Raw genomic sequence first — 23,703 nt, forward strand, 5'->3', positions numbered from 1 at the left:
GGCGACTGGCACGTGTACCTCAACGCTGAGGGGACCATCATCAATCTCCCGCCGAACCTTCGGGCGGGGCAGTTAATGCATGAGTGCGGCCTGGATCTCGCTGGGACCGCCCGCGGACAGGCCGTGATCCTGGGCCGTGGCGACCACGGCAGGGACACCGACGTCCCGTCGCGCCTGGTCCGGCAGGCTGAAGAGCTTTTCGGCGCACCACTTGCCGCCTAGTAACCATCTACGTCCGTGGGGAGCGAGCGGCCTGCGCCCCGCCGGGGCCGGTGCTGACCGAGTACACAAGCAAATGCTACTGGAGGGTAAGAACCACACCAATGAGGTCCTTGTTACTCGTGTGACTGATGAGTAAATGCCGCCACGCGGCGAAGACTCCCACGACTGCCGGACCCGGGCCCGGCACGGAGATCGGGACGTCGAATGGATCACGCACGCCACCCCGGCCGAAGCCCGGGCCGAGATCGAGTCCCTCGTGGCCGGCAGGCTGTCGGTAAACCACCTGCTCATCTACGCCCGCGAGGACAAAGAGCGGATCGACTTTTACACCATTGACTACCTCCGGCCCGGAACCTCGGCCGAGGCCTTGCCGTGGGCGGTCAAATAGCTGATCCTGTAGCCACAGCATCTTCGCTGCACCCATGACCGGAGGTTCTGCGATGCCTCAGCTACCCGACGAAATCATCCGCCACACCCGCGAGGATCTGATCCAGGCGCTGGCCGACGAGCTCGGCTCGACGCCGACCGACGACAGGATTCAGGACGCCTACGAGCAGGTGATCGACGAGCTGGCCTTCGCTTCCTTTGACCCCGACGCGGTGTACGGGCGGTATTTCCGCGATGGGCCCATCGCCACGGACCTTGACCTGGCCGCCGTGCGGGGCTGGGCCAGGGGCCGGATGCTGCTGTAGTCCCGGCACCTGAGCGACAAAACCGAGTAAGTTCTTGCCGGGTCCTTAGGCGTAGTGGCACGAAGCGGTCTGACCCGCTTCATTCCACTCATTGGCCAGGGCGCGGCGGCCGGGTTGATCGCGGGCAGCGCCTTCGGGGGGACTATTTCAGCGGCTATCAATGGCGTAGTTTACTGTCCAGAGTAGGAGATCGAATGACTACGCAAGAGCTCTTCGGGTCGGCCCTTGGCGTCGGAATGGCTACCGCTGTAACGGTGCTCGGTTTTGCCTGGCTCGTGACCCCAAGCACCCCTGTCAATCTAACGACAGTCATTATGGTCGGACTGATTTATGCCCTTGTAGAAGCCGTCCGAGTGGTCATAACCCGGAGGCGGCGGCGTCAAACGCCGGAAAGCTCCTGACGGCATCCGGGCATCCATTCACCGAGGGATCCCCGCCGCGATCAGTCAGCTGAGCCGCAGGGAGAGCCCCACCATCGTCCGCACGCATTAGCGATCATGTCACATCAAGCTGAAGCCAGCATGCCCCGGCAAGCTGAACCGCCCCGCCTGGTTTCGCACCCGAACCGCCGAACTTGGCCCGGACCAGAAGGCGGTGAAGGCACAGCATCCCTGGTGACCGCCGAGGTTTACCTCGACGGTGAGCCCATCGGCGCCGTCACAGGCGCGCTGAAGCCCAACAGCACCGTCCGCGAATGGATTCCGGACCTTATCGGCACCCCCATCAAACAGCGCGGCACCACCAGATTCCAGGGGGAAGCGGTCAGTTTATCCCGACCGGAGCCTATGGGGCGGCTGGGGCCGCGGATGTTCACTCAATTTCACGGCCTACGTGCACCTCTAAGGAGAAGACATGACGCCAGCATTGTTCATGGGCCTATTCGTCACCGCGACAGGTATATTTATGATTCCAATCTCGGGATTGCTGATTCGCGGAGCTGTCAGCGGCCATCCAGGGCTGACTATGTCAACTCTTTTTGCCCCGGCATGAGGATTATTCTTGGCCCCATCTGTCGACTGTGCTGTCTCTTTCCAGGCGGACGATTGAACCAATCGTCCGCCTACGGTCGGACCATGCCATCGCCGCCTTGAACTGCTCCAATCGCCAGGCCACCCCTTGCCGGGGTTTGCGTTCCGGAGGGGATGCGGACTCCAGAGCCTGCCTCACCGTCCTTCGGTGAACCTTGTGTCTGGCTGCCAGCGCACGGACCGAGAGGCCCTCGACCCGGGCGTCCCTTCGGATCTGCGCGAACAACTCCACTCTCGACTCCATCCAGACCAGCCTTCCGCCGCATCCATCCACTGATGAATCCAACGTTGAAGGCGGGGCCACATATAACCGTCACAAGCTGCCCGGCGAGTCACGAAGTGGGGCCAGCGATAGCCGTCATACCGGGGCCATCCAAACCTGTCACAGTCTGCCGTTCCGTTCCGGTTTGGCGGCGTGGCAGTCGAGACGACCCGTTCAACGGGCGGAAACAGGGCGGAGTGGCGGTCAGAAACGGCAGGTCAGCGGGGCTGCAGACTCCGGACGGGATCTACTTCTATGACTGTCGGCCGATCACCGGGCCGGACTAGGCCGGCCCGTAACCCGCCGGCCTCCCGCCATTGTTACGCCAGCCCCGGGAGCCCGATTCACATGTCCCTCGCAAACGTCCCCACCCCGTACCTGACTATCTCCGAAGTCGCAGAGCGCCTGCGCGTGTCCAGTATGACTGTCCAACGGCTCGTCCATGCCCATGAACTGGCTTCTGCCCGCTTTGGCAGGTCCTGCCGCGTCCCGGAGCTGGCGCCGGCGCCGGAGGATTACCTCAGGAGAACCACCTTCTACGGCAGGCCCTCTGCTGATCAGACGTGCAAACGGCAACAAAGCGTCGTCTCGGGAGTCCCAGTGTAGTGACGCAGGTCAGACGCCTGCAGAATCGATAACGCCACGGCGCTCAATGGTCGCCAGTTCCTTCAGCTCCTGCAGGATCTGCAGCTGCTGGCTGTTGATGGCCATAAGCAGCTCAATCTCTTCCTTCGCTTTTACGTTGGTGTCGTAGTCGTGCTGGGCCATGGCGGCGGCGATGGCGTCCTGCCGTTTGGCCGCGATCAGCAGGATGGCGCCCTGGAGTCCGGCCAGCATCGAGAGCAGGAGGTTCAAAAGGATGTAGGGGTACGGATCCCAGGAATTGGTGGCCAGCGCCCAGGTGTTGATGCCGGCCCAGATGAGCATGAAACCGATGAAGCCGCCCACGAAGGGCCAGCTACCCATCCCGTTTCGCATGATGTCGGCGGCGCGCTGGCCTCTAGTGAGGGTGGCTTTGTGCCCCTCGTGCCAGGTCTTTTGGTGGTCGGTCATGACTCAGGGTAGCCGGGGGCGCAGAAAACCGACCGGTCTCTGCTGCCGGGGGAGCGGCATCCGGGACTGGGCGCCGTATGCGCGCCCTCGTGGCCTCATTGGTGCCGGCACGACCCTTGGAGGAGTCCCGAGCCACAGGGAGCTCCGGGCCGTGAGATCGCCTGCCGGTGGTGCCGGTCGACCTGGTTTGGTCCCGCCCGGATTCTGACGGCAGGACCTCCGGTGCAACGGCCGGGCACCTTTCAAGGGTCTTTGTCGACAACTTTCCAGGCGTGCAGCGCAGGTGAAGTCCGGCTGAGACTCACGCTGGTCCGGCCGTTTTGACGAGACCTTGGGGCGGGGCCCTTGGGTTCCGAACAATTTGCAGTTAGCATGCATATTGTTAAGTGAGTGTGAGCTGCATCGCACTTATGGAACCCAAGGCAAAGGGGCCAAGCGGTGCTCGAATCGGACGTGAACAGCGACTATTTCCTGCTTGATGACGAACTGACGCCCAAGGAGCGGGGGCTCCGCGACAGGGTCCGCTCCTATGTGGAATCTGACATCCTTCCGATCATCAATGACTACTGGGAACGTGCGGAATTTCCTTCCGAGGTGTTGCCGGGCCTGGTCCGGCTCGGGATTATCGGCAGCACGATCGACGGCTACGGTTGCCCTGGCCTGAGCCGCCGGGCGGCCGGGATCGTTGCGCGCGAGATAGCGCGCGGGGACGGTTCAATCAACACTTTCATCGGCGTCCATTCGTCCCTGGCCATGGGCGCGATCAATATGCTCGGCAGTGAGGCACAGCGGCAGCGCTGGCTGCCCTCCATGGCAGTCCTGAAGAAAATCGGGGCGTTCGCGCTCACCGAACCGCTTCATGGCTCGGATTCGGTCGCCTTGGAGACGAGCGCCCGCCGGGACGGCGAAACCTACGTCCTGAACGGGCACAAACGATGGATCGGTAACGGACACATGGCCGACGTCGTCATCGTGTTCGCCCGCGACGTGGCGGACGACCGGGTAAAAGCCTTTGTGCTGGAAAAAGGCGACGACGGCGGGCATCCGGCCGGTTACCGTCCGGCCGTGATCACCGGCAAGATCGGCAAGCGCGCCATCCAGCAGGCTGACATTGTCCTCGAGAACGTAAGGATCCCCGCGGAAAACCGGCTGGAGAACTGTGACTCTTTCAAGGATGTCACCAGGGTTCTCACTGCGACCCGCGGCGGGGCCGCCTGGGAGGCGATGGGCCACGGCATGGCTGCCTACGAGATTGCCGCCCGGTACGCGCTGGAGCGGGAGCAGTTCGGCCGGCCGATTGGCTCGTTCCAACTGGTGCAGAACAAACTCGCCAACATGCTCAGCGAACTGACGGCCATGCAGCTGATGTGCCACCGGATGGCCGAGCTTGCCGAAACCGGCCGGCTGACCGGCCCGATGGCTTCGATGGTGAAGATGTCCACGGCGCAGAAGGCAAAGTGGATCTGCGCCGAGGCCCGGGACATGCTGGCCGGCAACGGAATCCTCCTCGAACGGCACGTCGCCCGGCACATGACGGACATGGATGTCGTCAGCACCTACGAGGGAACCGACTCCATACAATCCCTGATCGTCGGCAGGGACATCACCGGCATCTCCGCATTCAGCTAATCACCGACAGAGAGGTCGGGACGTCATGACCGAACTGGCAAACCAGATCGTAGCCGTCGACATAGTGGACGGTGTCGCACGAATCACCATGAACCACGGACGGGTGAACGCATTAGGCCGGGAGCTGCGCGGTGCACTTAGCGTTGCGCTCTTGCGGGTCGCCGGGGATCCGGATATCGCCGCTGTCCTGCTGCTCGGCCAGCCCAAAGCATTCTCGGCCGGGGCGGACATCACTGAATTCAACACGCCTGAATCCGGTAACGCCGGAATGGACAGCGAACCCGCCCAGCCGGATCTCCGGGAGCTCGTGGCGTTGGTGGAAGACTTCCCGAAGCCTGTCATCGCCGGAATCACCGGCGTAGCCTTGGGCGGCGGCCTCGAACTGGCGATGGCCGCGCACGCCCGGATCGCCGCACCGGCGGCGCGCCTCGGCTTGCCGGAGATCACTTTGGGTCTGCTGCCGGGCGCAGGCGGGACAGGGCGGCTGCCCCGTCTGGTGGGACCGGAACGTGCCCTTGACATGATTCTCACGGGAAAACAAGTGTCCGCCGCCGAGGCACTCACGGATGGCCTTGTCGATGCGCTGATGGAGGATCCACGCTCACCGGCGGCCGTGCGCTGGGCGATTGAATTAGTGGCCACGCGCACGCCGGACAAGACCCGGGACCGCACCGGCAGGATTGCCGACGCCGCGGCCGCACCCGGTACCGTCAGCCGGCTGGCTTCGGACGCGCTGCGCAAGGCCAAGGACCCGTATGCCGCCCGCGCTGCGATCGAGGCTGTTTCGGCCGGCATCGAGCAGTCCTATGACCACGGAGCGGACGTGGAGCGGACGAAGTTCGTGGAGCGGGTCAGGAGCCCGGAATCTGCCGCCCAGCGTCACCTCTTCGCAGCCGAACGTGCAGCGCGCAAACCCGCCAACCTTGATCCGGAAGAGGCGAAGACCGTCCGCCGCGCCGGCGTCGTCGGTGCCGGGACCATGGGCGGCGGGATCGCCATGGCACTGGCTTCTGCCGGCATCCCGGTTACCGTCGTGGAGGCCGAACGATCCGCCCTGGACCGCGGCCTGGCACAGATTGAGAAGAACCTTGCCGTGTCGGTCTCCCGTGGCAGCAGGAGCCAGGACGACGCAGCATGCCTGAAGGCTCTGATTACGGGCAGCCTGGACTACGCGGACCTCACCGACGCCGATCTTGTCATTGAGGCAGCTTTCGAGGACCTGCAGGTCAAACAAGAAATCTTCGCAGCCCTGGACCTGCACGTCGGTGCCGATTGCGTCCTCGCCTCCAACACGTCCTACCTGAGTATCGACGAGATTGCCGCCGGAACGCGCCTTCCCGGCCGGGTGCTGGGCATGCACTTCTTCAGCCCGGCCAATGTGATGCCGCTGGTTGAGGTGGTCCGCGGAGCAGCGACCGACGCCGCGACGCTTGCGACCGGGTTCACCACCGCACGCCGGATCGGCAAGACACCCGTCGTCGTACGCGTCTGCCATGGCTTCGTCGGGAACCGGATGCTTGAGGTGCGTTCTTCTCAGGCCGAGCAGCTGTTGCTCGAGGGGGCCCTGCCCGGCCAAGTGGACGCGGTCCTGAAGGACTTCGGCTTCCGGATGGGGCCGTTTGAGATGGGTGACATGGCTGGTCTGGATATCGGCTGGCGCAACCGCAAGGCCGAGGGCAGGACAGCCCCGACCGCGGACGCGCTCTGCGAAGCAGGACGGTTCGGGCAAAAGACGGGGGCAGGCTACTACGCCTACGAAGGCCGGGAAAGGCGCGATGCCCCCGAGGTTGAGCAGCTCATCCTGGATGTCTCGCGGAACCTTGGCGTCTTCCGCCGGGAAATTTCGGATCGCGAAATCCTGGAACGGCTGCTCTTTCCGATGATCAACGAAGGCGCACGCATTCTGGCGGAGGGAATTGCCGAGCGGGCCGGTGACATCGACGTCATCTGGGCCAAGGGCTACAACTGGCCCGCGTACCGGGGCGGCCCCATGTGGCATGCAGACCAGGTCGGTGCCGGCTACGTCGCCGACAGGCTGAGGCACTACGCGGAGCAGACGGGGGATGTGACGCTGCTGCCGGCCGGGTTCCTGGCCGAAGGCGCCCAAGGTGTGTTTGCGGCTCCTGGGACGAGCAGATGACCGGTGCCCTGGATGGGCGCACCGCCCGCGCCCAGCGGACCCTCCGGATCATCAGCGAAGCTCATATCGGGCTGATCAACGACGGGGAACTCAGACCGTCCGCCAAACAGATCGCAGCCCGCGCCGGGGTCTCCGTCCGCGCGCTGTGGGACCACTTCAAGGACATGGAAGCCCTCATGGCCAACACGGCCGCCCGCCAACTGGCCGAGCAGGACGAGGCTTTGGAGCCCGTCCCGGTGGTGCTGCCCCTGGCGGAACGCGTCGCGGCATACAGCTCGCAGCGCGCCTCGATCCTGGAGGCCGTCGCGCCGCTCGCCCGCGCCGCAGATTTGCAGCGCCCGTTCTCCGCGGCGCTGCAACAGAACCTGCAGGAGAACCTCAAGCGCATCAGGGACGACGTCGAACGGCTGTTCGAAGCGGAACTGGGCGGGCTGGACCCGGCCCACCGAACGCGTATGGTCCTGTCGATCTGCGCGGCGGCGGACTGGGCGAACTGGAAACTGCTGCGGGACTCCTTTGGGCAGTCCTCAGACGAGGCGCGGGCGGTCGTCGAAAACACGTTGGCCGCATTGCTCGATGCTCCATCGGCCGGGCCCAACAACAAGAGAAAGCTGAACCCATGACCGTTTTGTCGCTCGCCTCGATTCTCGCTGAATCTGCCCGCAAATACCCGGGCAAGACCGCCGTCATCAGCGGCAGCCAGTCCTATACCTATGCCACGTTGTGGCAGCACGCCCGCAGCTATGCCGCGCAGCTTGAAGACCACGGAATCGCACCGGGGGACGTCGTTGCGCTGATGTCGCCGAACGTCGTTGAATTTCCCACCACCTACTACGGCGTGCAGGCCGCCGGTGGAGTCGTGGTGCCCGTGCACCTGCTGCTGACCGCTGAGGAAGTCATCCATGTGCTCCGGGACAGCGGCGCCAAAATGCTTCTATGCCACGCCGCGTTCCTTACCGTGGGGCGACGGGCGGCCGCGGAGGCCGGAATTCCGGTGCTGCTCGTTGGCCCCGTGCCCGAGGGAGAAGAGAGCGCGGCTCGTCTCTGCTCGGACGGCGGGCGCGAGCTGCGCAGCTACGTGAGTCGGGAAGCCGAGGATCCGGCCGTCATCTTTTACACCTCCGGCACGACAGGCCGACCCAAAGGCGCCGTCCTGACACACCTGAACATGGTCATGAACGCGACCGTATCGGCAGTGGACGCCAACGACGTGCGGACCAGCGACATCGCTCTCGGCTGCCTTCCGCTGTTCCACGTCTTCGGACAAACAGCCAGCATGAACGCCCTGTTCCGGCTCGGAGGGACCCTCGTCCTGTTGCCAAGATTCACCGGCGAGGCAGCGCTGGAGCTCATGGCCGCCCACGGCGTCAACGTCTTCCACGGCGTCCCTACCATGTACATGCAACTGCTCGCCGCCGCCGTAGGCAGACCTGAGCTGCCGGCGCTGCGGCTGTGCGTCTCCGGGGGAGCGGCGCTGCCCCTGGCCGTGATGGAGAAGTTCAACACCACCTTCGACGCCACCATCTATGAAGGCTACGGGCTGTCGGAAACATCCCCAGTCGTCAGCACAAATACCCCGCACTCAGGCGTCAGGCCCGGAAGCGTCGGGCAGGCCGTCTGGGGTGTGGAGGTCCAGATCGCCGACCACCGGGTGCCCGAACGTGTCGTTCCAGTGCCCGCTGGAGAGCTTGGAGAGATCCTGGTCCGCGGCCATAACGTCTTCGCCGGCTACCTGAACAACCCGCAGGCCACCGAGGAGGCAATGGTGGAGGGCTGGTTCCGCACCGGCGACCTCGGGACCATGGACGAGGACGGTTTCATCTATGTGGTCGACCGGACCAAGGACGTCATTATCCGCTCAGGCTACAACGTCTACCCGCGGGAGGTTGAGGAGGTCCTCTCCCGCCACCCGGCGATCGCCCAGGTGGCCGTCATCGGACTGCCGGACGAGTTGCGGGGCGAAGAAGTATGCGCCGTCGTCGTCCTGGATCCTGCCAGCACGGATAGCCCGCCCAGCGCGCAGGACATCATCGACTGGAGCCAACAGCACCTCGCCAAACATAAATACCCCCGCCACATCCGGTTCACCGGCGAGTTTCCTCTCGGCCCCAGCCACAAGGTGCTTAAACGGGAACTTCGCCGCACTCTGACGACCGACTGACAAGACCCCATCGCCGTAAAAGGACGAATCGGACGCTCGCTGGAACGACTCTCCTTTGACACCACCGGAGTGGGTCAAACACGCAATATGGTGGCAGATCTAGTCCTTGGGTTTCGTCGGGGCCGAACACGCGGCCCCGACAGAAGGTGCCCCCGTGACCCGCCGCCTCGCGCACCTTGTCCCCTGGTTGGACTATGCCGTGGAACTAAGGGCGTCAGGAATTGCCCTCGGACCGGTTTTCGCCTCCGAAACCCACGGGTACGACACCACAGACTACTTCCGCATCGACCCCCGACTAGCCGACGACGGAGACTTCGACCTGCTGATCACCCAAGCGCACGCGCGGGGTTTGCGCGTGCTCCTGGACGGCGTCTTCAACCACACCGGACGCTCCTTCGGACCGTTCCAGGACGCCCTGGTCCACGGCCCCGGAGCCCCCACTGCATCCTGGTTCCAGCTCTCGTAGCCCGACGAGGACTGGGTCCCGGGAGCGGAACCGGGCTACGCGGACTTTGAGGGCCATCACCACCTTGTCGCCCTGAACCATGAAGCACCCGAGGTGGCCGCGTTTGTCAGCAAGGTCATGAAGCACTGGCTGGCGCGGGGAGCGGACGGGTGGCGTCTGGACGCGGCATACGCCGTGCCGACCTCTTTCTTGGCGAAGGTTATTCGCGCGATGCGCACCGAATTTCCCGACGCCTCCTTCGTGGGCCAATACATCCACGGCGACTACTCCCGCGAGGTGGGCGCCGGAGCCCTCGACTCGGCCACCCAGTACGAGCTCTGGAAGGCGGTGTGGAGTTCGCTCAACGACCGCAACTTCTTCGAACTCGCGGGCGCGCTGGAGCGGCACAACTCGTTCCTGGACGCCTTCGTTCCGCTGAGCTTCGTCGGCAATCAGGACGTCACCCGCATCGCCAGCAGGCTGAACGACCCGGCACTGCTGCCACATGCCCTCGTGGTGCTGTTCACGATCGGCGGGTCACCCTCCGTCTACTCCGGTGACGAGCATGCCTTCCGCGGCATCAAGGAGCACAGGATCGAGGGGTGACGACGCCGTCCGCCCGGCTTTCCCCGGCGTCCCGTCTGACCTCGATTCCGCTGGAACAGGCGCCTACGCCCTGCATCAGCAGGGGTGAGCCTGCCGCCCCGCGGCTGATCCATCATCGAAAACCCGGAGAGCTGACCGACGCCCATCAAACCTCCATCGAGTGACACAGTCTCTGCCGGGGAACCTTGACGCCAAGTCTTGGAACCGTTCCCCAGCTGGTGCTGGATTTCCAAGCAGAGGCCGGTGGAATTCCAGGAATTCCTTGTGAGGTCACGCTTCTGGAAGGGCGTTGCCGTTGCCGTTGCCGTCGCCGTTGCCGAGGAAGTTGCCGGGCCTCGTGCCCTGCCGCCGGGCGGCAAGGCACGGGTGTCACGGCTCGACGCGCTGAAAGAATAGCGAAGGTCTCAGAGCCATACGGCGAGCCGAGCAGTCTCACCAGTTGGGCCCCAGGTCCGGGCCGCCGGAGAATTGGGGGTGTGGACAGTGTCCACACTTTGGGTCCCGGACTTGGCCGCATTCCGGTCGGATCGAGCCGGATTCCGCATGTTTCCGCGGGAGTCCAGCGTTCGCAGGGGCTGGAACCCGGTTCGAGTCCCACCTCGGGCACAGTGTTTCCGCAGGTCAGTGCCGGTAGGTGAACCTTTCTGAAGCCAGCTCAACATAAATAGATACGCCCCGGCGCTCAGCCGCAGCTCAGTGGGTGTTATCGAGGATCAGGCGTGCCGCTTCCGATGGTTGGTCCCAGTGCGGGAAGTGACCGCAGTTTTCGAACCAGTGGAGTGTTGCATCCGGGAACAGCTCCGTGGCCCGAGCCGCCTCACTGGGAGCGGTGACCTTGTCCTTTCGCCCCCATCCAATGACCACTTTGCCCTTGAGTGAACCGGCCGGCGCGCCTTCCTGGCGGGGGCCGTGAATCAACGCGTTGAGGGCCGGGTCCAGACTGGTCGATGTCTTGAACCCGCGAAGCTCATGCAGGACCAGATCCTGCGGCAGCTTCCAGGGGTGGGCGGAGAACTGAGCCAACAGGGCCGTGCGACCCACAGGGTTGCCCGTGAGGAAGGGGAGCGCCGGTTGGATGCGGCGCACCAGTGCGACGGATGCTTTGATGCTTGCACCAAAGATCGCTGCCTGGCGGTCATTCCAGAAGCCACCAGGGTCAAGGGCGATCGTGGTGCCAGCGTGCCCTCGCCGTGCCATCTCCATTGCCATCCGGGCGCCCATGGAGCTGCCTACCAGATCAATATCACCCAGTTCCTCGTCGCGGATAAAGGCTTCGACGGCATCGGTCAGCGTGGCAATGGTGGTTTCGCCGGTCAGCGGCGCGGATTCGCCGCAACCGGGGAGGTCGACGGCGGTTACATCGCGTTTAGCGGCCAGCGCCGGGATTACCGGGTTCCAGTTACCAATACTGGAACCGAGCCCATGGATCAGGAGGAGTGGCTTACCGGAGCCTTGCCGGGTTGAGTGCAGCATGACTTCACTCTAGGGGGCGGTGCAACATCTCTGGCCAGAGGTCATCTGGCGAAAAGGGGTCGGAGGCCGGTTCGAGTTGCTGACCGTTGAGACGGGAACACGGACAACTGACCGATGCGACGCCCGGGAAGCCCGTTCCGGTACATCAGCGCCCACTCCTGATTCGGACCTGGTTCCCTGTTCCTGGTGGCGGTCACTTGGTTCTCTGCTGCCATAGTGGTCGCCTGTTTCGTCGGCAGGCTGGACCGCCGCTTCTGTGCTTCCGGACCAGGCACACCGTCCAGAGGACGATGAGGGTCACGGCGACGACTACAGAACGAAGTTAGGATCCGTCTCTCGATTCCGCGTTGCTCCGATCGAGAAACCGGACGTTGTCCTCACCGACCGCGCAACCCGAAGACGAGCCGCCGGACCGACCCTGAGCGCCAAATATCCCTGCGAAGAGGGCTCCACGTAATTCAGCGGCGCACACTCAGTAGTGGAGCCGGCGGGGGTGTCGCGGCCGCAGTCAGCCCGTCCTGACTGAGTCCGGCACCTGCGTCCTCCGAGGCTAAAGCTCCGGCGGTTGGTGGAAGCTGGGCGAGGATTTCGCTGACCATTGCCTCGACGCCTTCCGGCACCGACACCACCAGTCCTGCTTCATCTGCTTGCAGGGGTTCGAGGGTCTCCAGCTGTGATTTGAGGAGGGAGGGTGGCATGAAGTGTCCGGGGCGTTGGGCCACGCGGCCCTGCAGCGCGGGAAGCTCGACGTTAAGTTGAACGAATGCAGTCATCGGTGCTTTGGCCCGAATGGCGTCCCGGTAAACGCGCTTCAGTGCGGAACACGCCACAATGATCCCACCCGGGTGCGGTGACGCCAGCTCGGCACCCACGAGCCCGAGCCACGGCCACCGGTCCCCGTCAGTCAGTGGGTTGCCGGCAGCCATTTTCGCCACGTTGGCCTGCGGATGCAGGGAATCGGAATCGACGAAGGTGGCGCCCAGGCGTTGGGCCAGCGCTGCTCCAATAGTTGACTTGCCTGCTCCTGATACGCCCATGACAACAAGGACGGGCTTCATTACAGCGTCCCCTGGTGCTCGGTTCCCGCGGGGATCGGTGAGAGTCGGGTCACGTGGACGGGTTCCTGAAGGAGGCCCTCGAGGGAGGCGTTGAGGCGTTTGACGGCCTCTCCCTCGCCGTGGGCGTCGAGAAGGGCCGCCGTTTCCCACTTTTCGATCATGACGATTTGGCCGTTCGGCGCGTCATGGATGGCGTAGAGCAGGCATCCTTGCTCCTCGTGCACTTCGGCAATCGCGGGGGAGAGGGCAGCAGCTACTTGGCTGAATGACCCATTCTTGGGTGTGAACACTGCGGTGACAATGACGGACATGGTCTTTCCTTAAGGGGTAGGCGAGAGGATTAAAGGTGAGCAGCTGCTGCGAGGCACGAAGTCTGCGTTGACCAGGATCGTGCGGGGCTCTGCGGGGAGCCGGCCCTGCATGCGTCCCAGCACCAGTTCCAGGGAGTGCACGGCGAGCATGTCGATGGGCTGGCGGATCACGCTCAGCGGCGGGTTTGTCAGCTCGGTCCAGGGGTTGTCGTCAAAAACTATGACGGACAGATCTTCGGGTATCCGCACGCCGATTTGGACGAGGCGCCGAACTGAGCTGAGCACCTGGGCCGTGTTGGCAACAATGAGCGCCGTGGGACGGTCGGGCAGGGCGAGCAGGGACCCGACTGCATCGCCCCCGCCGTCTCCCCGGAACGGCACATCCCGGATTAGTTGGGGGGCGCCGCTGGTCGAGAAGTTCTCGTGCGCGATTCGGTACCCCTCGATCCGTGAGCGTCCCGTTGATGTGCTGACGGGACCGGAAATGAGGCCGATCCGCGTGTGCCCCAAACCGAGCAAATATTCTGTGGCGCGTCGGGCTGAGTCGGTGTTTTCGATGCTTACGACGTCGACGTTTGCCAGTTCGGCAATGGCTCGGTCAACAAAGACAACATTCACGCCCAGGGCCTGGAGACGGGCCCACTTCTCAACGTTGGCTCCGGTCGGTGTCGCGATGACTCCTCCGACGGAGCGGTCAAGCAGTGTGTCCAGGGATTCGGCCTCCAGGTGAGGATCCTCCTGGGTGGTCATGACGACTACCTGCACCCCGTGGCTCCGGGCCTCCCAGACAACACGGTCGGCTAGCTGAGCGAAGAATGGGTTGGCGAGGTCCGCGACCACAAGGCCAACGGTCAGGGCGTGGCCCACGCTCAGCTCCCGGGCCGCGGCCCGCGGCCGGTAACCAAGCTCCTCGATAACCTGCAGCACCAATTCCCGTTTGGCTGGCGCGACGGGACCTGACTCCGGGTTCAGAACCCGGGATACCACGGAGACTGAAACGCCCGCCTCGGCCGCGACGTCGCGAATAGTTGGGGCCTTCTTCACTTCTCCTCCTCCTTGAGGTCCGGTACCGGCAATGGATCGGCGGGAACACGAGGTCGCTCCGCCTGACTAAACCATTACGGTTGCTCATTGTGACTGTTGACACAGCCTAGCACTGACTGGTACAAAAGTGGTACCGGTTCCACTCCGGTCCTCAAACTCCAGTTTGCGACGAAGATGTTGCTCCACCCCTACGGTGGAGGCCTCTCCGACGCGGACGTCAATCAGAGAGATCCCCATGAACCTTCACAAGCTTCTCAGTGACCGCGAGCGGCAAGGCCGCCCCGTTCGAGTCGGGCTCATCGGAGCCGGCCGGTACGGCACGATGTACCTTGCGCAGGCCAACAACATTCCGGGGATCCACGTCGTCGCGATCGCTGACATCAACGTCAAGCGTGCAGAAGGCGCATTCGAACTCGTGGGCTGGCCCAAGGGCCAGATCGCTCCGGACATCGCCACCGCCCTGAGGGACCGCACGACGACGATCGTGGCCAACGCGGACGAGCTCTTCGATGTCGACATCGACGTTATCGTGGAAGCAACAGGCAACCCCATCGTGGGGGTGAAGCACGCGCTGCGCGCCATTGAAACGAAGAAACACATCATCATGGTCACAGTCGAGGCCGACGCCTTGGCGGGGCCCGCCCTGGCCAAGCGTGCGGAAGCCGCCGGTGTTGTCTACTCGATGGCCTACGGCGACCAGCCGGCCCTCATCATGGAACTCGTCGACTGGGCCCGCACCAGCGGCTTCGACGTTGTCTGCGCCGGCAAGGGCGCCAAGTACCTTGAGCACTATCACGAGATGAACCCGGACAATGTCTGGGAGAACTGGGAGTTCTCCAAGGAGCTGACCGACTCCGGGCAGCTGAACCCGAACATGCACACTTCGTTCCGTGACGGCACGAAGGCTTCCATCGAGATGGCCGCCGTTGCCAACGGCGCCGGACTGGTACCTTCTGACACCGGGCTGAGCTTCACGCCGGGCGATGTCGAGGAGATCGCCACGATCTGCCGCCCCGCCGACGTCGGCGGAGCCCTCGCCCACGAAGGCAGCGTCGATGTGATGTCCAGCGTCAACCGCGACGGCACCTGGATTCCTCACAACACCCAGGAAGGCGTCTTCGTCGTCGTCAAGGCCACGAACGACTACGTTTCCGGCTGCTTCAACGAATACCCGTGGCACCCGGACCCCACCGGCCAGTACGCCGCCCTGTACCGCCCGTACCACTACGTGGGCCTGGAGCTGAACATGTCCATCGCCAACGCGGCCCTCCGCGGGATCGCCACGGGCTCGCCCATCGGGTTCTTCGGCGACGTCGTCGCAACAGCCAAGAAGGACCTCAAAGCCGGCGAATTCCTCGACGGCGAAGGCGGGTACACGGTCTGGGGCAAGCTGGTTTCGGCCAGGCACTCCGTCGCAACCGGCGCCCTCCCGGTAGCGCTGGCCCACCACGTGGAACTGCGTAACGACATTGCCAAGGGCGGGATTGTCGGCTGGGACGATGTCATCATTGACGACTCCCTGTCCCAGGCCATCGAGCTCCGCCGCGAAACCGAAGCCCTCGTCACGGAAGCCGCCCTCATCCCCTGAGGCTCCCGCACACCCATTCGGCCGGGGTCATGAACTTCACCCCCGGAAACCAGACTCCTTCCAACGAAGAAAGGCACCACATGAAATCTAAGACTCGCGCCCTCACCGGAGTGCTGGCCTGCACCCTGGCCGCCTCGGTCCTCGCCGGCTGCGCCTCCGGAGCGCCCGGCGCTTCCGGCGGCGCGCCGGCGAAAATCCAGCTGTCGATCCCGGACCCCATCGATTCCTCCGTAGGCGTTTCCGCCCAGCACTTCGCCGACCAGGTCAAGAAGACCTCCAACGGATCCGTCCAGGTCACCGTAGTTCCGAACGGAACGAGCTTCAGCGGGGACCAGAATGCCGCCGTCACCCGCCTGCAGGGCGGCTCGCTCGACGCCCTCATCCTCTCGACTTCCGTCTACGCCTCGGTGGTGCCGGAAATGAACGGCATCAGTATCCCCTACCTCTTCAAGGACACAACGGAGGAAGCGGCGTTCCTGGCAGGAAAGCCGGGCCAGATGCTGAAGGACAAGCTCGCAGCCAAGGACACCGTCGCGTTGTCCTTCCTCACCCGGACCGGCCGCGAGATCACCAACTCGGTGCGCCCCATCGCACAGCCCTCGGACCTGAAGGGACTGAAAATCCGCGTTCCCGGCAACCCGCTCTGGACCGGCTTCTTCAGCAAGCTGGGTGCAAGCCCCACCACCATGGCCTTCTCCGAGGTCTTCACGGGCCTGCAGACGGGAACGATCAACGGCCAGGAAAACCCGATCGAGGTGCCGTGGACCAATAAGTTCTCCGAAGTCCAGAAGTACGTGTCTCTGACCAACCACATCAACGACGCCTGGGTGCTCGCCCTGTCATCCAAAAAGTGGGGCACACTCTCCGATGACCAAAAGAAATTGCTCACGGACGCCTCGACCGAGACAGCTACGTTCAAGACCGGTTACGACGCCGAGCAGTCCAAGAAGCAGCTGGACGAACTCACGGCAAAGGGCATGACGGTCAACGAGCTCAGCGCTTCGGGCCTTGAAGAATTCAAGGCCACCTCCAAGAGCCTGTACCCGCAATTCTCCGAGCTGATCGGCAAGGACTTCTTCGACCAGGCAATCGCTTTCACAACCGCCAAGTAAACCCGCACGGAGCCGGGGCGGCCACGGCGCCCCGGCCCTCCCGCCAACATCCCGCTCTCAATGTCGACAGTCTGGAAGAACATGAAACGCACGCTCGCTCCCGAGGAACTCGAGGAGGTCATTCCCTCTGACGCGGAAGAGATTCTGCATCACGATCACGTCCGGCCAGGCTGGAGCGGCGCCGTCTGGCTCGACAAGGTCCTTGAATGGACCGTGGGCGCGGCAATCCTCGCCGAACTTGTCGTCATCCTGCTGAACATCATGGTCAGGCTCATCACCGGTGATTCGGTGCTGTGGACGCAGGAAGTGTCAGAAATTGCGCTCCTGACCATTGCCTTCCTCGGCGGAGCCATCGCGTACCCCAAGGGCGCACACATGTCGGTGCAGGCCCTGATCATGCGGCTGCCCGCGGCGTGGAAGCCCTATCTGGCTGCCCTGGTCGACTGGCTCGTCTTTGTCATGAGCGCGGGGGCATTCGCGCTCTTCGTGCCCACCCTGGCCCAGCAGATCGACGAGAGGACGCCCATCCTGCAGCTGCCGGTGTTCTGGGTTTCCCTGCCGTTCTCCACCGGCATGGTGCTCATCGCGTGGTTTGCCCTTATCAAACTCTGGCGCCAGGAACGCCGGGCCGTCCTGACCGCCGCCGGGATCGCCGCGGCAATGGTCGCCGTCGTCGTGCTGGCCCCGCCCTTGTTCTACTACGCATCGCCGAACGTGCTCCTGGGCGTGGTGCTCGCGGTCCTGTTCCTGCTGCTCTTCCTTGGCCTGCCCATCGCGTTTGTCCTGGCACTGGCCTCGGGGATCTATCTGTACCTCGGCGGCATTTCCGATGTCAGCGCCATTCCGATCGGCATGGCTTCCGGGGCAAAGGGCTTCGTGCTCCTGGCGATCCCGTTCTTCATCCTCGCCGGAACGATCATGAACTCCGCCGGCCTGACCCTGCCGCTGGCCAAGCTCGTCGACGCCCTCATCGGGCACCTGCGCGGCGGCCTGCTGCAGGTGGTTGTGGTCACCATGTACATCTTCTCCGGCATCTCCGGCTCCAAAGTCGCCGACGTCGCCGCCGTCGGCACCACCATGCGAGGCATGCTCGAAGAGCGCAAATATCCGCGCGGCGAGGTGGTCGCTGTCCTGTCCGCCTCGGCCATCATGGGCGAAACCATCCCGCCCAGCATCGTGCTGCTCGTCCTCGGCTCCATCACCACCATCTCGACTACCACCCTGTTCCTGGCAGGCTTCCTTCCCGCGGCCTTCCTCGCCCTCGTCGTCATGGCCCTCGTCTTCCTGCGGGCCCGCAAGCAGGGCGGCGTCGCCAGCCCCAAGGCCACCTGGCGGGCACGCGGTTCAGCAACCTTCTTCGCCCTGCCCACCCTCCTCCTTCCGGTCGGCATGGTGGTGGGAATCCTCAGCGGCTTCGCGACGCCTACGGAGGTCTCCTCCGTAGCCGTGGCTTACGCATTCGTCCTGGTCGCCGCATACCGGCGGGGCAGCAAGAAACTCCTCGGGGACACCCTGCGCGAAACCACGACGACAGCGGGCATGGTGCTCTTCATCATCGCCGCCGCGTCGCCCCTCGCCCAGACCCTCGCCCTCGCCGGCGTCTCACAGCAGATCCACGACCTCATGTCCGGACTCGGCGACTCCCCAATCCTGTTCATGCTCTTCACTGTGATCCTGCTCACCATCATGGGCCAGCTGCTCGAAGGCCTGCCCGCAGTGCTCATCTTTGCTCCGTTGCTGCTGCCGATCGCCACCGACTTTGGCGTCAACCCCGTGCAGTATGCGATGGTGCTCATCATCTCCATGGGCATCGGCTCCTTCGCACCCCCCGCGGGCGTCGGCTTCTACGTCGCCTGCGCCACCGCTCGCGAAACAGTCGAAAACAGCCTCAAACATTTCTGGCCATACCTGATCGCCCTGTTCATCGGGCTCCTTGTGCTTGCCGCCGTTCCCTGGTTCAGCACCTTCCTCCCCGCCCTCGCCGGGCTCATCCCCTTCTAACCCAGGAGCGCGACAACAATGGACGATTCTTTCTCCGGACTGCCCGCGTCCGTGGCCCTACTGGGAACGGGTCCCATGGGCGCCCCGATCGCCGGCAACATCATCGCCGCGGGGGTGCCACTGGCGCTCTGGAACCGCACGGCGACCAAGGCCCACGCAGTTGGCGGGGGCACGGTCGTGGCCACCCCGGCGGCCGCGGCCAGTGAGGTGGTGCTGACTGTATTGCCCGACCTGCCGCAGGTGGCAGCCCTTCTTCCCGGTGACGACGGGCTGCTGGCCGGGTGGAAGACCGCCGGCATAGAGCGTCCAATCCTCGTGATTCACGGGACGGTATCCCCGGTGGCGGTTGCGGAGTTCGCTGACGGCTGCCGGCGCAACTGGGGAGTGACCGTCGTGGACGCACCCCTCAGCGGCGGCACCATCGGTGCCAAGGAGGGCAGGCTGAGCATCATGGTCGGCGGTCCTCCCGGCGCGGTGGAACGCCTCACACGACTGTTCGAATTGTATGGCTCGACCGTCGTGTGGTTCGGCGAGACCGGTGCCGGGTCAACGGTGAAGGCATGCAACCAGATCGTCGTAGCCGCCACCGTGACGGCTTTGGCCGAGGCAATGGCCCTGGCGAGCACTGCCGGCCTCGACCTGGAGAAAGTCCAATCCATACTTGCCGGAGGTCTCGCCAATTCCGAAGTGCTTGCCCAAAAAGGGCAACGATGGATTGACCAGGACTTTGAAGGTGGCGGCTCCGCGAAAAATCAGCTCAAAGACCTCCGCTTCATCACAGACCTTGCCGGGCATACGGGATTGAAACTCCCGTTGGCCAAATGTCTCCAAAGCGCATTCGAGGACATGATCGCAACCGGCGACGGCGACCTGGACCATACAGGCATTTACCAAACAATCCTCAAATAGTCCGACGTGCAGGGCGACTTTCCCAGGGATGTGCAGGACTGTGGGATTCTCGGCGACGGTCGCGGCACATCCGATGAGGGCGGCCACCGCCTGACCCACGAGAGCACTTTCGGGATTACCTGAGGTGCCTCTGAGCAGTGGTACACCTCATGCGCTGGTTAGCGGCCGTTGTACTCGTCGTCTGTGATGTGCTCGTTCCAAGTGGTGGTCTTTGACGGGTCTTCCCCGTTTTGGAGCATGGCAATGTGTTCCATGAAGGAGCCGGGGGCGGCGGCGTGCCAATGCTCCTCACCGGGTGGGGTGTAGACCGTCTGGCCGGGGTGGACTTCGATGATCTTTCCGTCCCGGGTACCGAAACGGCCTACGCCTTGGGTGACGCGCAGGTACTGGCCGTGCCGGTGGGAGTGCCAGGCAGTACGTGCTCCGGGCGCGAAGCGGACGGTCGCGACAACCATCGTCTGGTCGCTCTCATGCGGCAGCGCGATGGGATCCAGCCACACGTCGCCGGCGAATTGGGCTGGCGGGTTTTTGGTTGTCGGCACATTGGGTTCGATGTTCATGAAGTCCTTACTAGTTGTCTGTGAAGAGTTGCTTGGCGACGCCCATCGCCGACATGCCCTTGGGCCAGCCGGCGTAGAGCGTGACATGGGTGATGGCTTCAACGAGCTCCTCCTGGGTCACACCGTTTTCGATCGCGCGGCCGAGATGGAAGCCCAACTGCTCGGTGTTTCCGCCAGAGGTGAGCACGGCTACCGTGATGAGGCTGCGGTCGCGGGCGCTCAGTTCGGGCCGGTTCCAGACGTCCTCGAAGAGTACGTCGTCGGTGAGCTCGGCAAGCTTCGGGGCGAAGTCACCGAACATTTTTCGGCCGCCTCCGAGCTGTTTGGGATGGTCAGTCATGATGATCCTTACTTTCGGTTTCAAATCTGTAGTTGTCCGCTGGCCCCGAACTTCGCGGGACTTTCCTGCCACAAGGGGCTGACCTGCACACCGGTGCGGCCAAGGGGACGCTATTCCATCGTGGTTCCTTCTCTCTGCCTTACGCTTCGGGGATGACCAGGGCGAAGCGCTCCTCGCGGGCCTCGTCGGGGTCCGGTCCGTTGCGGACGCCGGTGTCGAGCGAGTCGATGGCGGTGAGTTCGTCGGTACTGAGTTCAAAGTTGAAGACGGCTAAGTTTTCGGCGATGCGTGCCGGGTTGGTCGATTTCGGGATGGCGGAGCGGCCCTCCTGCAGGTGCCACCGGAGCATGACCTGCGCCGGGCTCTTGCCGTGCGTCTCAGCGATCGCGGCGATGTCAGGGTCCTGCATGACGTTCTTCCGCTTCTCGCCCCAGCCGGGATAGAAGGTGATGCCGCCGATCGGTGACCAGGCCTGCGTGATGATGGCGTTAGCGGCGTCGGCTGCCTGGACAGCGGGCTGCGTGAAGTAAGGATGCAGTTCGATCTGGTTCACGGCCGGGACAACGTCGGTTGCGTCGAGCAGCTGCTCCAGGTGGTGGGGCATGAAGTTGCTGACGCCGATCGCCCGCACCCGCCCGTCAGCAAGCAGCGTCTGCAGGGCCTTGTACGCGGCGATGGTTTTCTCGAACCGGTCAGGGGCGGGCTGGTGCAGGATGAGCAGGTCCAGGTAGTCGACGCCGAGTTTTCCTGCTGCTTTGTCCCAGGCGTGCAGGGCCTGGTCGTAGCCGTAGTCACTGACCCAGACCTTGGTCTCAACGAAGACGTCCGAACGACCGACGCCGGAACGGCGGATGCCTTCGCCGACCTCCCGCTCGTTGCCGTACGCGGCGGCAGTGTCGATGTGCCGGTAGCCGGTGGCAAGCGCGGCTTCGACCGCTGCCGTGGTCTGCTCGGGAGCGCTTTGGAAGACGCCGAGCCCGATGGCGGGCATGATGACCCCGTTGTTAAGTGTGATGTCCATGTGATCCTGATTCTGTCGTTACGGGCGTACGAGTACTTTGAGCGCTTCGCGGGCGGCCATGGCCTGATAGCCGGCAGGATTGTCGTCCATGCCGATGGTGCGGTCGAAGACCTTGCCCGGGTCGATGGTTCCGTTGAGCACGAGAGGCAGCAGTTCCTCGATGTATGCGCGAGCGGGTGCGACGCCTCCGGTGAGGGTGATGTTGCGCATGAACTCGGGGAAGCCGAGCGGAACTTCGGTGAACTGCGGTGCGCCGACACGGCTGATGACGCCGCCGTCACGGACGACGGCGATCGCCATCTCGATCGCCAGGCCGGTCACCTCGGAGCCGGGTTCTTCGACGATGCCGACGAATTCGTGGCCCATGCGTGATCCTTCAGCCGACTCCGGCCTGGAGGCGTAGGGCCACAGGTCGCCGTACGTCAGTGTTGCTCGCATGTTGAGATTCCTTAGTAAGTTATCGGCCAGTTTCCAGTCAACACCGGTCGCGCACTTCTTGGGAGTCACGGCTGATCAGGGTACCGACAGAACCCCTCTGCGGGCATAGTGGTTCAGCGGGCAGTCCCGGCCAGGGCCACGGACCGCGCCGCGCGCAGCGCCCCAGTGCGTCGCTCGGCCAATTCTGCGGGCAGGATGAGGGCCGCGGCGACTGCCAGATCCAGGAGCAGGAGGAAGCTGCCAGTTGTAAGCGCGGCGCTGACCTGCGCGGCCAGGTGTGCCGCAACCGGCCCGGAAGGGACGGTAGCTGCGGCCGCGACCGCAATGCCGAGCCCCAGGCAGGTGCCAACTTGGTGGAAGGTGTTTACCAGGCCCGATGCCGCGCCGGCGTCGGCCGCGGGCGCACCGCCGATACCGAACGAGGTAAGGGGCGCAAAAGCCAAGCCCTGACCGGCTCCGATAAGGACCATCGGCAAAGCCACGTCCGTCCAGTACATGGAATCGACCCCGACCCGGCTGAGCCAGAACATCGCGGCGAGGGTCAGCAGGATCCCGGCCAAAAGGGCAACCGAGCCGGGCATCCGCCCCACCAGCCGCGGGATGGCCATAGCGACGGCGAAGTTGACCGCCGTCATGGGCAGGAACCCGAGACCGGCCTGCAGCGGGTCGAAGCCGAGCACTTCCTGCAGGAACTGGGTGGTGAAGAAGAAGAATCCGATCATCGCGCCCAGGTAAAGGAAGCGCGCCACGTAGGCGCCGGTGCGGCGGCGGCTCCTGAACAGGCGCAGCGGCATGATGGGCTGGGTGGCCCGGCGTTCAATCAGCACGAAGACGATCAGGAGTACGACGCCGGCACTGACGGCTGTGAGCGTAACCGGCGAGTCCCAACCGGCGTCGGTGGTGTTGATGATGCCGAACACGAGAGCGCCGACACCGAGGGTGGCGCTGAGCGCGCCGAAGACGTCGAAGCGGCCGCGGGCCCGGCCTGTTTCCGGGATGAACCGCGGTGCGAGGGCGATCATCGCGGCGCCGATGGGTACGTTGACGAAGAACCCTGCCCGCCAGGAGATCCAGTGGGCCAGTGCCCCGCCGATGACCAGGCCAAGGCTGGCGCCGATGCCTGCGGTCGCACCATACAAAGCGACGGCCCGGGTCCGCTCACGGCCCTCCGGGAAGCTCGCGGTGAGCAGAGACAGCGAAGCAGGTGCCACAATCGCCGCCCCGATACCCTGGACCGCCCGGCCGGCGATCGCCCACCAACCTGCCGGGGCGACGCCGATCAGCAGGGACGCGATCGAGAACACCACCAGCCCGAACACGAACACCCGGCGGCGCCCGAGCAGGTCCCCTGCCCGGGCGCCGAGGAGCAGCAGGCCGCCGAAGACCAGCGTGTAGGCGTCCTGGACCCAGGCGAGCTCACCGGTGCTCAGTCGCAGATCTGCCTGCAGGCTCGGCAGGGCGGTGAAGATGACGGAGTTGTCCAGCAGGATCATGAAGTAACTGGCTAGGATGATCGCCAGGATCGCTCCCGGGTGGGCAGCCGTTGTGGGTGCAGGTTTCATGATTTCCATGCAATCGCGAATTCTTAGGGACCGGGAGTCACTGTCGTT

Annotated in this window: 22 protein-coding genes and 2 pseudogenes; 14 read left to right on the forward strand and 10 right to left on the reverse strand. The window is 64.3% G+C overall.

The window, feature by feature from the left end; all coding sequences use genetic code 11:
- From AC1DCZ_RS15880 to AC1DCZ_RS15895, 4 genes and pseudogenes are all read left to right on the forward strand, one after another.
- Positions 1–222, forward strand: a pseudogene (locus AC1DCZ_RS15880) (hypothetical protein); the annotation flags it as partial.
- Between the two features lie 136 nt (positions 223–358).
- The gene (locus tag AC1DCZ_RS15885) at positions 359–610 is read left to right on the forward strand and encodes a hypothetical protein (protein WP_476975449.1); all 252 of its coding nucleotides are present in this window, start codon (positions 359–361) and stop codon (positions 608–610) included.
- Positions 611–662: 52 nt separating this feature from the next.
- Entirely contained in the window at positions 663–914 is a 252-nt protein-coding gene (locus AC1DCZ_RS15890) for a hypothetical protein (RefSeq protein ID WP_476896692.1), read from the forward strand.
- Positions 915–2,552: 1,638 nt separating this feature from the next.
- Entirely contained in the window at positions 2,553–2,810 is a 258-nt protein-coding gene (locus AC1DCZ_RS15895) for a helix-turn-helix domain-containing protein (protein WP_476896693.1), read from the forward strand.
- 9 nt (positions 2,811–2,819) lie between these two features.
- Here the strand turns inward: AC1DCZ_RS15895 and AC1DCZ_RS15900 are convergent, their stop codons facing one another.
- Positions 2,820–3,257, reverse strand: a complete 438-nt coding sequence (locus AC1DCZ_RS15900; RefSeq protein ID WP_476975450.1) for a DUF1003 domain-containing protein — start codon at positions 3,255–3,257, stop codon at positions 2,820–2,822.
- 438 nt (positions 3,258–3,695) lie between these two features.
- Here AC1DCZ_RS15900 and AC1DCZ_RS15905 point away from each other — a divergent pair, with 438 nt between their 5' ends.
- The 6 genes and pseudogenes from AC1DCZ_RS15905 (at position 3,696) to AC1DCZ_RS15930 (ending at position 10,634) form a co-directional block, all read left to right on the forward strand.
- Positions 3,696–4,886: an acyl-CoA dehydrogenase family protein gene (locus AC1DCZ_RS15905; protein ID WP_476975451.1), complete on the forward strand. Its 1,191-nt coding sequence runs from the start codon at positions 3,696–3,698 to the stop codon at positions 4,884–4,886.
- 25 nt (positions 4,887–4,911) lie between these two features.
- A complete protein-coding gene (locus AC1DCZ_RS15910; RefSeq protein WP_476975452.1) occupies positions 4,912–7,026 on the forward strand; it encodes a 3-hydroxyacyl-CoA dehydrogenase NAD-binding domain-containing protein in 2,115 nt (704 codons plus the stop codon).
- Positions 7,023–7,649 (forward strand): TetR/AcrR family transcriptional regulator, encoded by a 627-nt coding sequence (locus tag AC1DCZ_RS15915; protein WP_476975453.1) that lies wholly within the window; start codon positions 7,023–7,025, stop codon positions 7,647–7,649. Before AC1DCZ_RS15910 ends, AC1DCZ_RS15915 begins: the two co-directional genes overlap by 4 nt.
- The gene (locus AC1DCZ_RS15920) at positions 7,646–9,187 is read left to right on the forward strand and encodes a long-chain-fatty-acid--CoA ligase (protein WP_476975454.1); all 1,542 of its coding nucleotides are present in this window, start codon (positions 7,646–7,648) and stop codon (positions 9,185–9,187) included. The genes AC1DCZ_RS15915 and AC1DCZ_RS15920 overlap by 4 nt, the downstream gene beginning before the upstream one ends.
- Before the next feature lie 199 nt (positions 9,188–9,386).
- Positions 9,387–10,238, forward strand: a pseudogene (locus AC1DCZ_RS15925) (alpha-amylase family glycosyl hydrolase).
- 243 nt (positions 10,239–10,481) lie between these two features.
- On the forward strand, positions 10,482–10,634 hold the full coding sequence (locus AC1DCZ_RS15930; protein WP_476975455.1) for a hypothetical protein: 153 nt from the start codon (positions 10,482–10,484) through the stop codon (positions 10,632–10,634).
- Positions 10,635–10,931: 297 nt separating this feature from the next.
- Here AC1DCZ_RS15930 and AC1DCZ_RS15935 read toward each other — a convergent pair whose 3' ends face one another.
- The 4 genes from AC1DCZ_RS15935 to AC1DCZ_RS15950 form a co-directional block, all read right to left on the reverse strand.
- Complete coding sequence (locus tag AC1DCZ_RS15935) at positions 10,932–11,711, reverse strand: alpha/beta fold hydrolase (protein ID WP_476975456.1); 780 nt, start codon at positions 11,709–11,711, stop codon at positions 10,932–10,934.
- A 458-nt stretch (positions 11,712–12,169) separates the two neighbouring features.
- Positions 12,170–12,769, reverse strand: coding sequence for a gluconokinase (locus AC1DCZ_RS15940; protein WP_476975457.1), 600 nt, complete (start codon positions 12,767–12,769; stop codon positions 12,170–12,172).
- Positions 12,769–13,080: a putative quinol monooxygenase gene (locus AC1DCZ_RS15945; protein ID WP_476975458.1), complete on the reverse strand. Its 312-nt coding sequence runs from the start codon at positions 13,078–13,080 to the stop codon at positions 12,769–12,771. Before AC1DCZ_RS15945 ends, AC1DCZ_RS15940 begins: the two co-directional genes overlap by 1 nt.
- A gap of 9 nt (positions 13,081–13,089) precedes the next feature.
- Positions 13,090–14,124, reverse strand: a complete 1,035-nt coding sequence (locus AC1DCZ_RS15950) for a LacI family DNA-binding transcriptional regulator (RefSeq protein WP_476975459.1) — start codon at positions 14,122–14,124, stop codon at positions 13,090–13,092.
- A gap of 235 nt (positions 14,125–14,359) precedes the next feature.
- On the opposite strand from AC1DCZ_RS15950, the gene AC1DCZ_RS15955 reads away from it, so the two are divergent.
- From AC1DCZ_RS15955 to AC1DCZ_RS15970, 4 genes are all read left to right on the forward strand, one after another.
- Positions 14,360–15,712, forward strand: coding sequence for an NAD(P)H-dependent oxidoreductase (locus AC1DCZ_RS15955; protein ID WP_476975460.1), 1,353 nt, complete (start codon positions 14,360–14,362; stop codon positions 15,710–15,712).
- A gap of 80 nt (positions 15,713–15,792) precedes the next feature.
- Positions 15,793–16,824 (forward strand): DctP family TRAP transporter solute-binding subunit, encoded by a 1,032-nt coding sequence (locus AC1DCZ_RS15960; RefSeq protein WP_476975461.1) that lies wholly within the window; start codon positions 15,793–15,795, stop codon positions 16,822–16,824.
- Positions 16,825–16,884: 60 nt separating this feature from the next.
- A complete protein-coding gene (locus tag AC1DCZ_RS15965; protein WP_476975462.1) occupies positions 16,885–18,825 on the forward strand; it encodes a TRAP transporter large permease in 1,941 nt (646 codons plus the stop codon).
- 18 nt (positions 18,826–18,843) lie between these two features.
- A complete protein-coding gene (locus tag AC1DCZ_RS15970) occupies positions 18,844–19,734 on the forward strand; it encodes an NAD(P)-dependent oxidoreductase (protein WP_476975463.1) in 891 nt (296 codons plus the stop codon).
- Positions 19,735–19,892: 158 nt separating this feature from the next.
- Here the strand turns inward: AC1DCZ_RS15970 and AC1DCZ_RS15975 are convergent, their stop codons facing one another.
- From AC1DCZ_RS15975 to AC1DCZ_RS15995, 5 genes are all read right to left on the reverse strand, one after another.
- On the reverse strand, positions 19,893–20,294 hold the full coding sequence (locus tag AC1DCZ_RS15975; RefSeq protein ID WP_476975464.1) for a (R)-mandelonitrile lyase: 402 nt from the start codon (positions 20,292–20,294) through the stop codon (positions 19,893–19,895).
- A gap of 10 nt (positions 20,295–20,304) precedes the next feature.
- A complete protein-coding gene (locus AC1DCZ_RS15980; RefSeq protein WP_476975465.1) occupies positions 20,305–20,634 on the reverse strand; it encodes a carboxymuconolactone decarboxylase family protein in 330 nt (109 codons plus the stop codon).
- A gap of 139 nt (positions 20,635–20,773) precedes the next feature.
- Positions 20,774–21,655 (reverse strand): aldo/keto reductase, encoded by an 882-nt coding sequence (locus AC1DCZ_RS15985; RefSeq protein ID WP_476975466.1) that lies wholly within the window; start codon positions 21,653–21,655, stop codon positions 20,774–20,776.
- Positions 21,656–21,673: 18 nt separating this feature from the next.
- On the reverse strand, positions 21,674–22,093 hold the full coding sequence (locus AC1DCZ_RS15990; RefSeq protein WP_476975467.1) for a hypothetical protein: 420 nt from the start codon (positions 22,091–22,093) through the stop codon (positions 21,674–21,676).
- A gap of 113 nt (positions 22,094–22,206) precedes the next feature.
- Positions 22,207–23,664 (reverse strand): MFS transporter, encoded by a 1,458-nt coding sequence (locus AC1DCZ_RS15995; protein WP_476975468.1) that lies wholly within the window; start codon positions 23,662–23,664, stop codon positions 22,207–22,209.
- Positions 23,665–23,703: the final 39 nt, after the last annotated feature.

The sequence above is a fragment of the Arthrobacter sp. 10N418 genome, assembly GCF_056394725.1.

Excerpts from the sequence above, each read along its gene's own strand:
- AC1DCZ_RS15985 (WP_476975466.1), bottom strand. The coding sequence starts at position 21,655 with ATGGACATCACACTTAACAACGGGGTCATCATGCCCGCCATCGGGCTC.
- AC1DCZ_RS15915 (WP_476975453.1), top strand. The coding sequence starts at position 7,023 with ATGACCGGTGCCCTGGATGGGCGCACCGCCCGCGCCCAGCGGACCCTC.
- AC1DCZ_RS15920 (WP_476975454.1), top strand. The coding sequence starts at position 7,646 with ATGACCGTTTTGTCGCTCGCCTCGATTCTCGCTGAATCTGCCCGCAAA.
- AC1DCZ_RS15955 (WP_476975460.1), top strand. The coding sequence starts at position 14,360 with ATGAACCTTCACAAGCTTCTCAGTGACCGCGAGCGGCAAGGCCGCCCC.
- AC1DCZ_RS15970 (WP_476975463.1), top strand. The coding sequence starts at position 18,844 with ATGGACGATTCTTTCTCCGGACTGCCCGCGTCCGTGGCCCTACTGGGA.
- AC1DCZ_RS15960 (WP_476975461.1), top strand. The coding sequence starts at position 15,793 with ATGAAATCTAAGACTCGCGCCCTCACCGGAGTGCTGGCCTGCACCCTG.
- AC1DCZ_RS15945 (WP_476975458.1), bottom strand. The coding sequence starts at position 13,080 with ATGTCCGTCATTGTCACCGCAGTGTTCACACCCAAGAATGGGTCATTC.
- AC1DCZ_RS15975 (WP_476975464.1), bottom strand. The coding sequence starts at position 20,294 with ATGAACATCGAACCCAATGTGCCGACAACCAAAAACCCGCCAGCCCAA.
- AC1DCZ_RS15935 (WP_476975456.1), bottom strand. The coding sequence starts at position 11,711 with ATGCTGCACTCAACCCGGCAAGGCTCCGGTAAGCCACTCCTCCTGATC.
- AC1DCZ_RS15995 (WP_476975468.1), bottom strand. The coding sequence starts at position 23,664 with ATGGAAATCATGAAACCTGCACCCACAACGGCTGCCCACCCGGGAGCG.
- AC1DCZ_RS15885 (WP_476975449.1), top strand. The coding sequence starts at position 359 with ATGCCGCCACGCGGCGAAGACTCCCACGACTGCCGGACCCGGGCCCGG.
- AC1DCZ_RS15980 (WP_476975465.1), bottom strand. The coding sequence starts at position 20,634 with ATGACTGACCATCCCAAACAGCTCGGAGGCGGCCGAAAAATGTTCGGT.
- AC1DCZ_RS15940 (WP_476975457.1), bottom strand. The coding sequence starts at position 12,769 with ATGAAGCCCGTCCTTGTTGTCATGGGCGTATCAGGAGCAGGCAAGTCA.
- AC1DCZ_RS15910 (WP_476975452.1), top strand. The coding sequence starts at position 4,912 with ATGACCGAACTGGCAAACCAGATCGTAGCCGTCGACATAGTGGACGGT.
- AC1DCZ_RS15890 (WP_476896692.1), top strand. The coding sequence starts at position 663 with ATGCCTCAGCTACCCGACGAAATCATCCGCCACACCCGCGAGGATCTG.
- AC1DCZ_RS15895 (WP_476896693.1), top strand. The coding sequence starts at position 2,553 with ATGTCCCTCGCAAACGTCCCCACCCCGTACCTGACTATCTCCGAAGTC.
- AC1DCZ_RS15990 (WP_476975467.1), bottom strand. The coding sequence starts at position 22,093 with ATGCGAGCAACACTGACGTACGGCGACCTGTGGCCCTACGCCTCCAGG.
- AC1DCZ_RS15965 (WP_476975462.1), top strand. The coding sequence starts at position 16,885 with ATGTCGACAGTCTGGAAGAACATGAAACGCACGCTCGCTCCCGAGGAA.
- AC1DCZ_RS15900 (WP_476975450.1), bottom strand. The coding sequence starts at position 3,257 with ATGACCGACCACCAAAAGACCTGGCACGAGGGGCACAAAGCCACCCTC.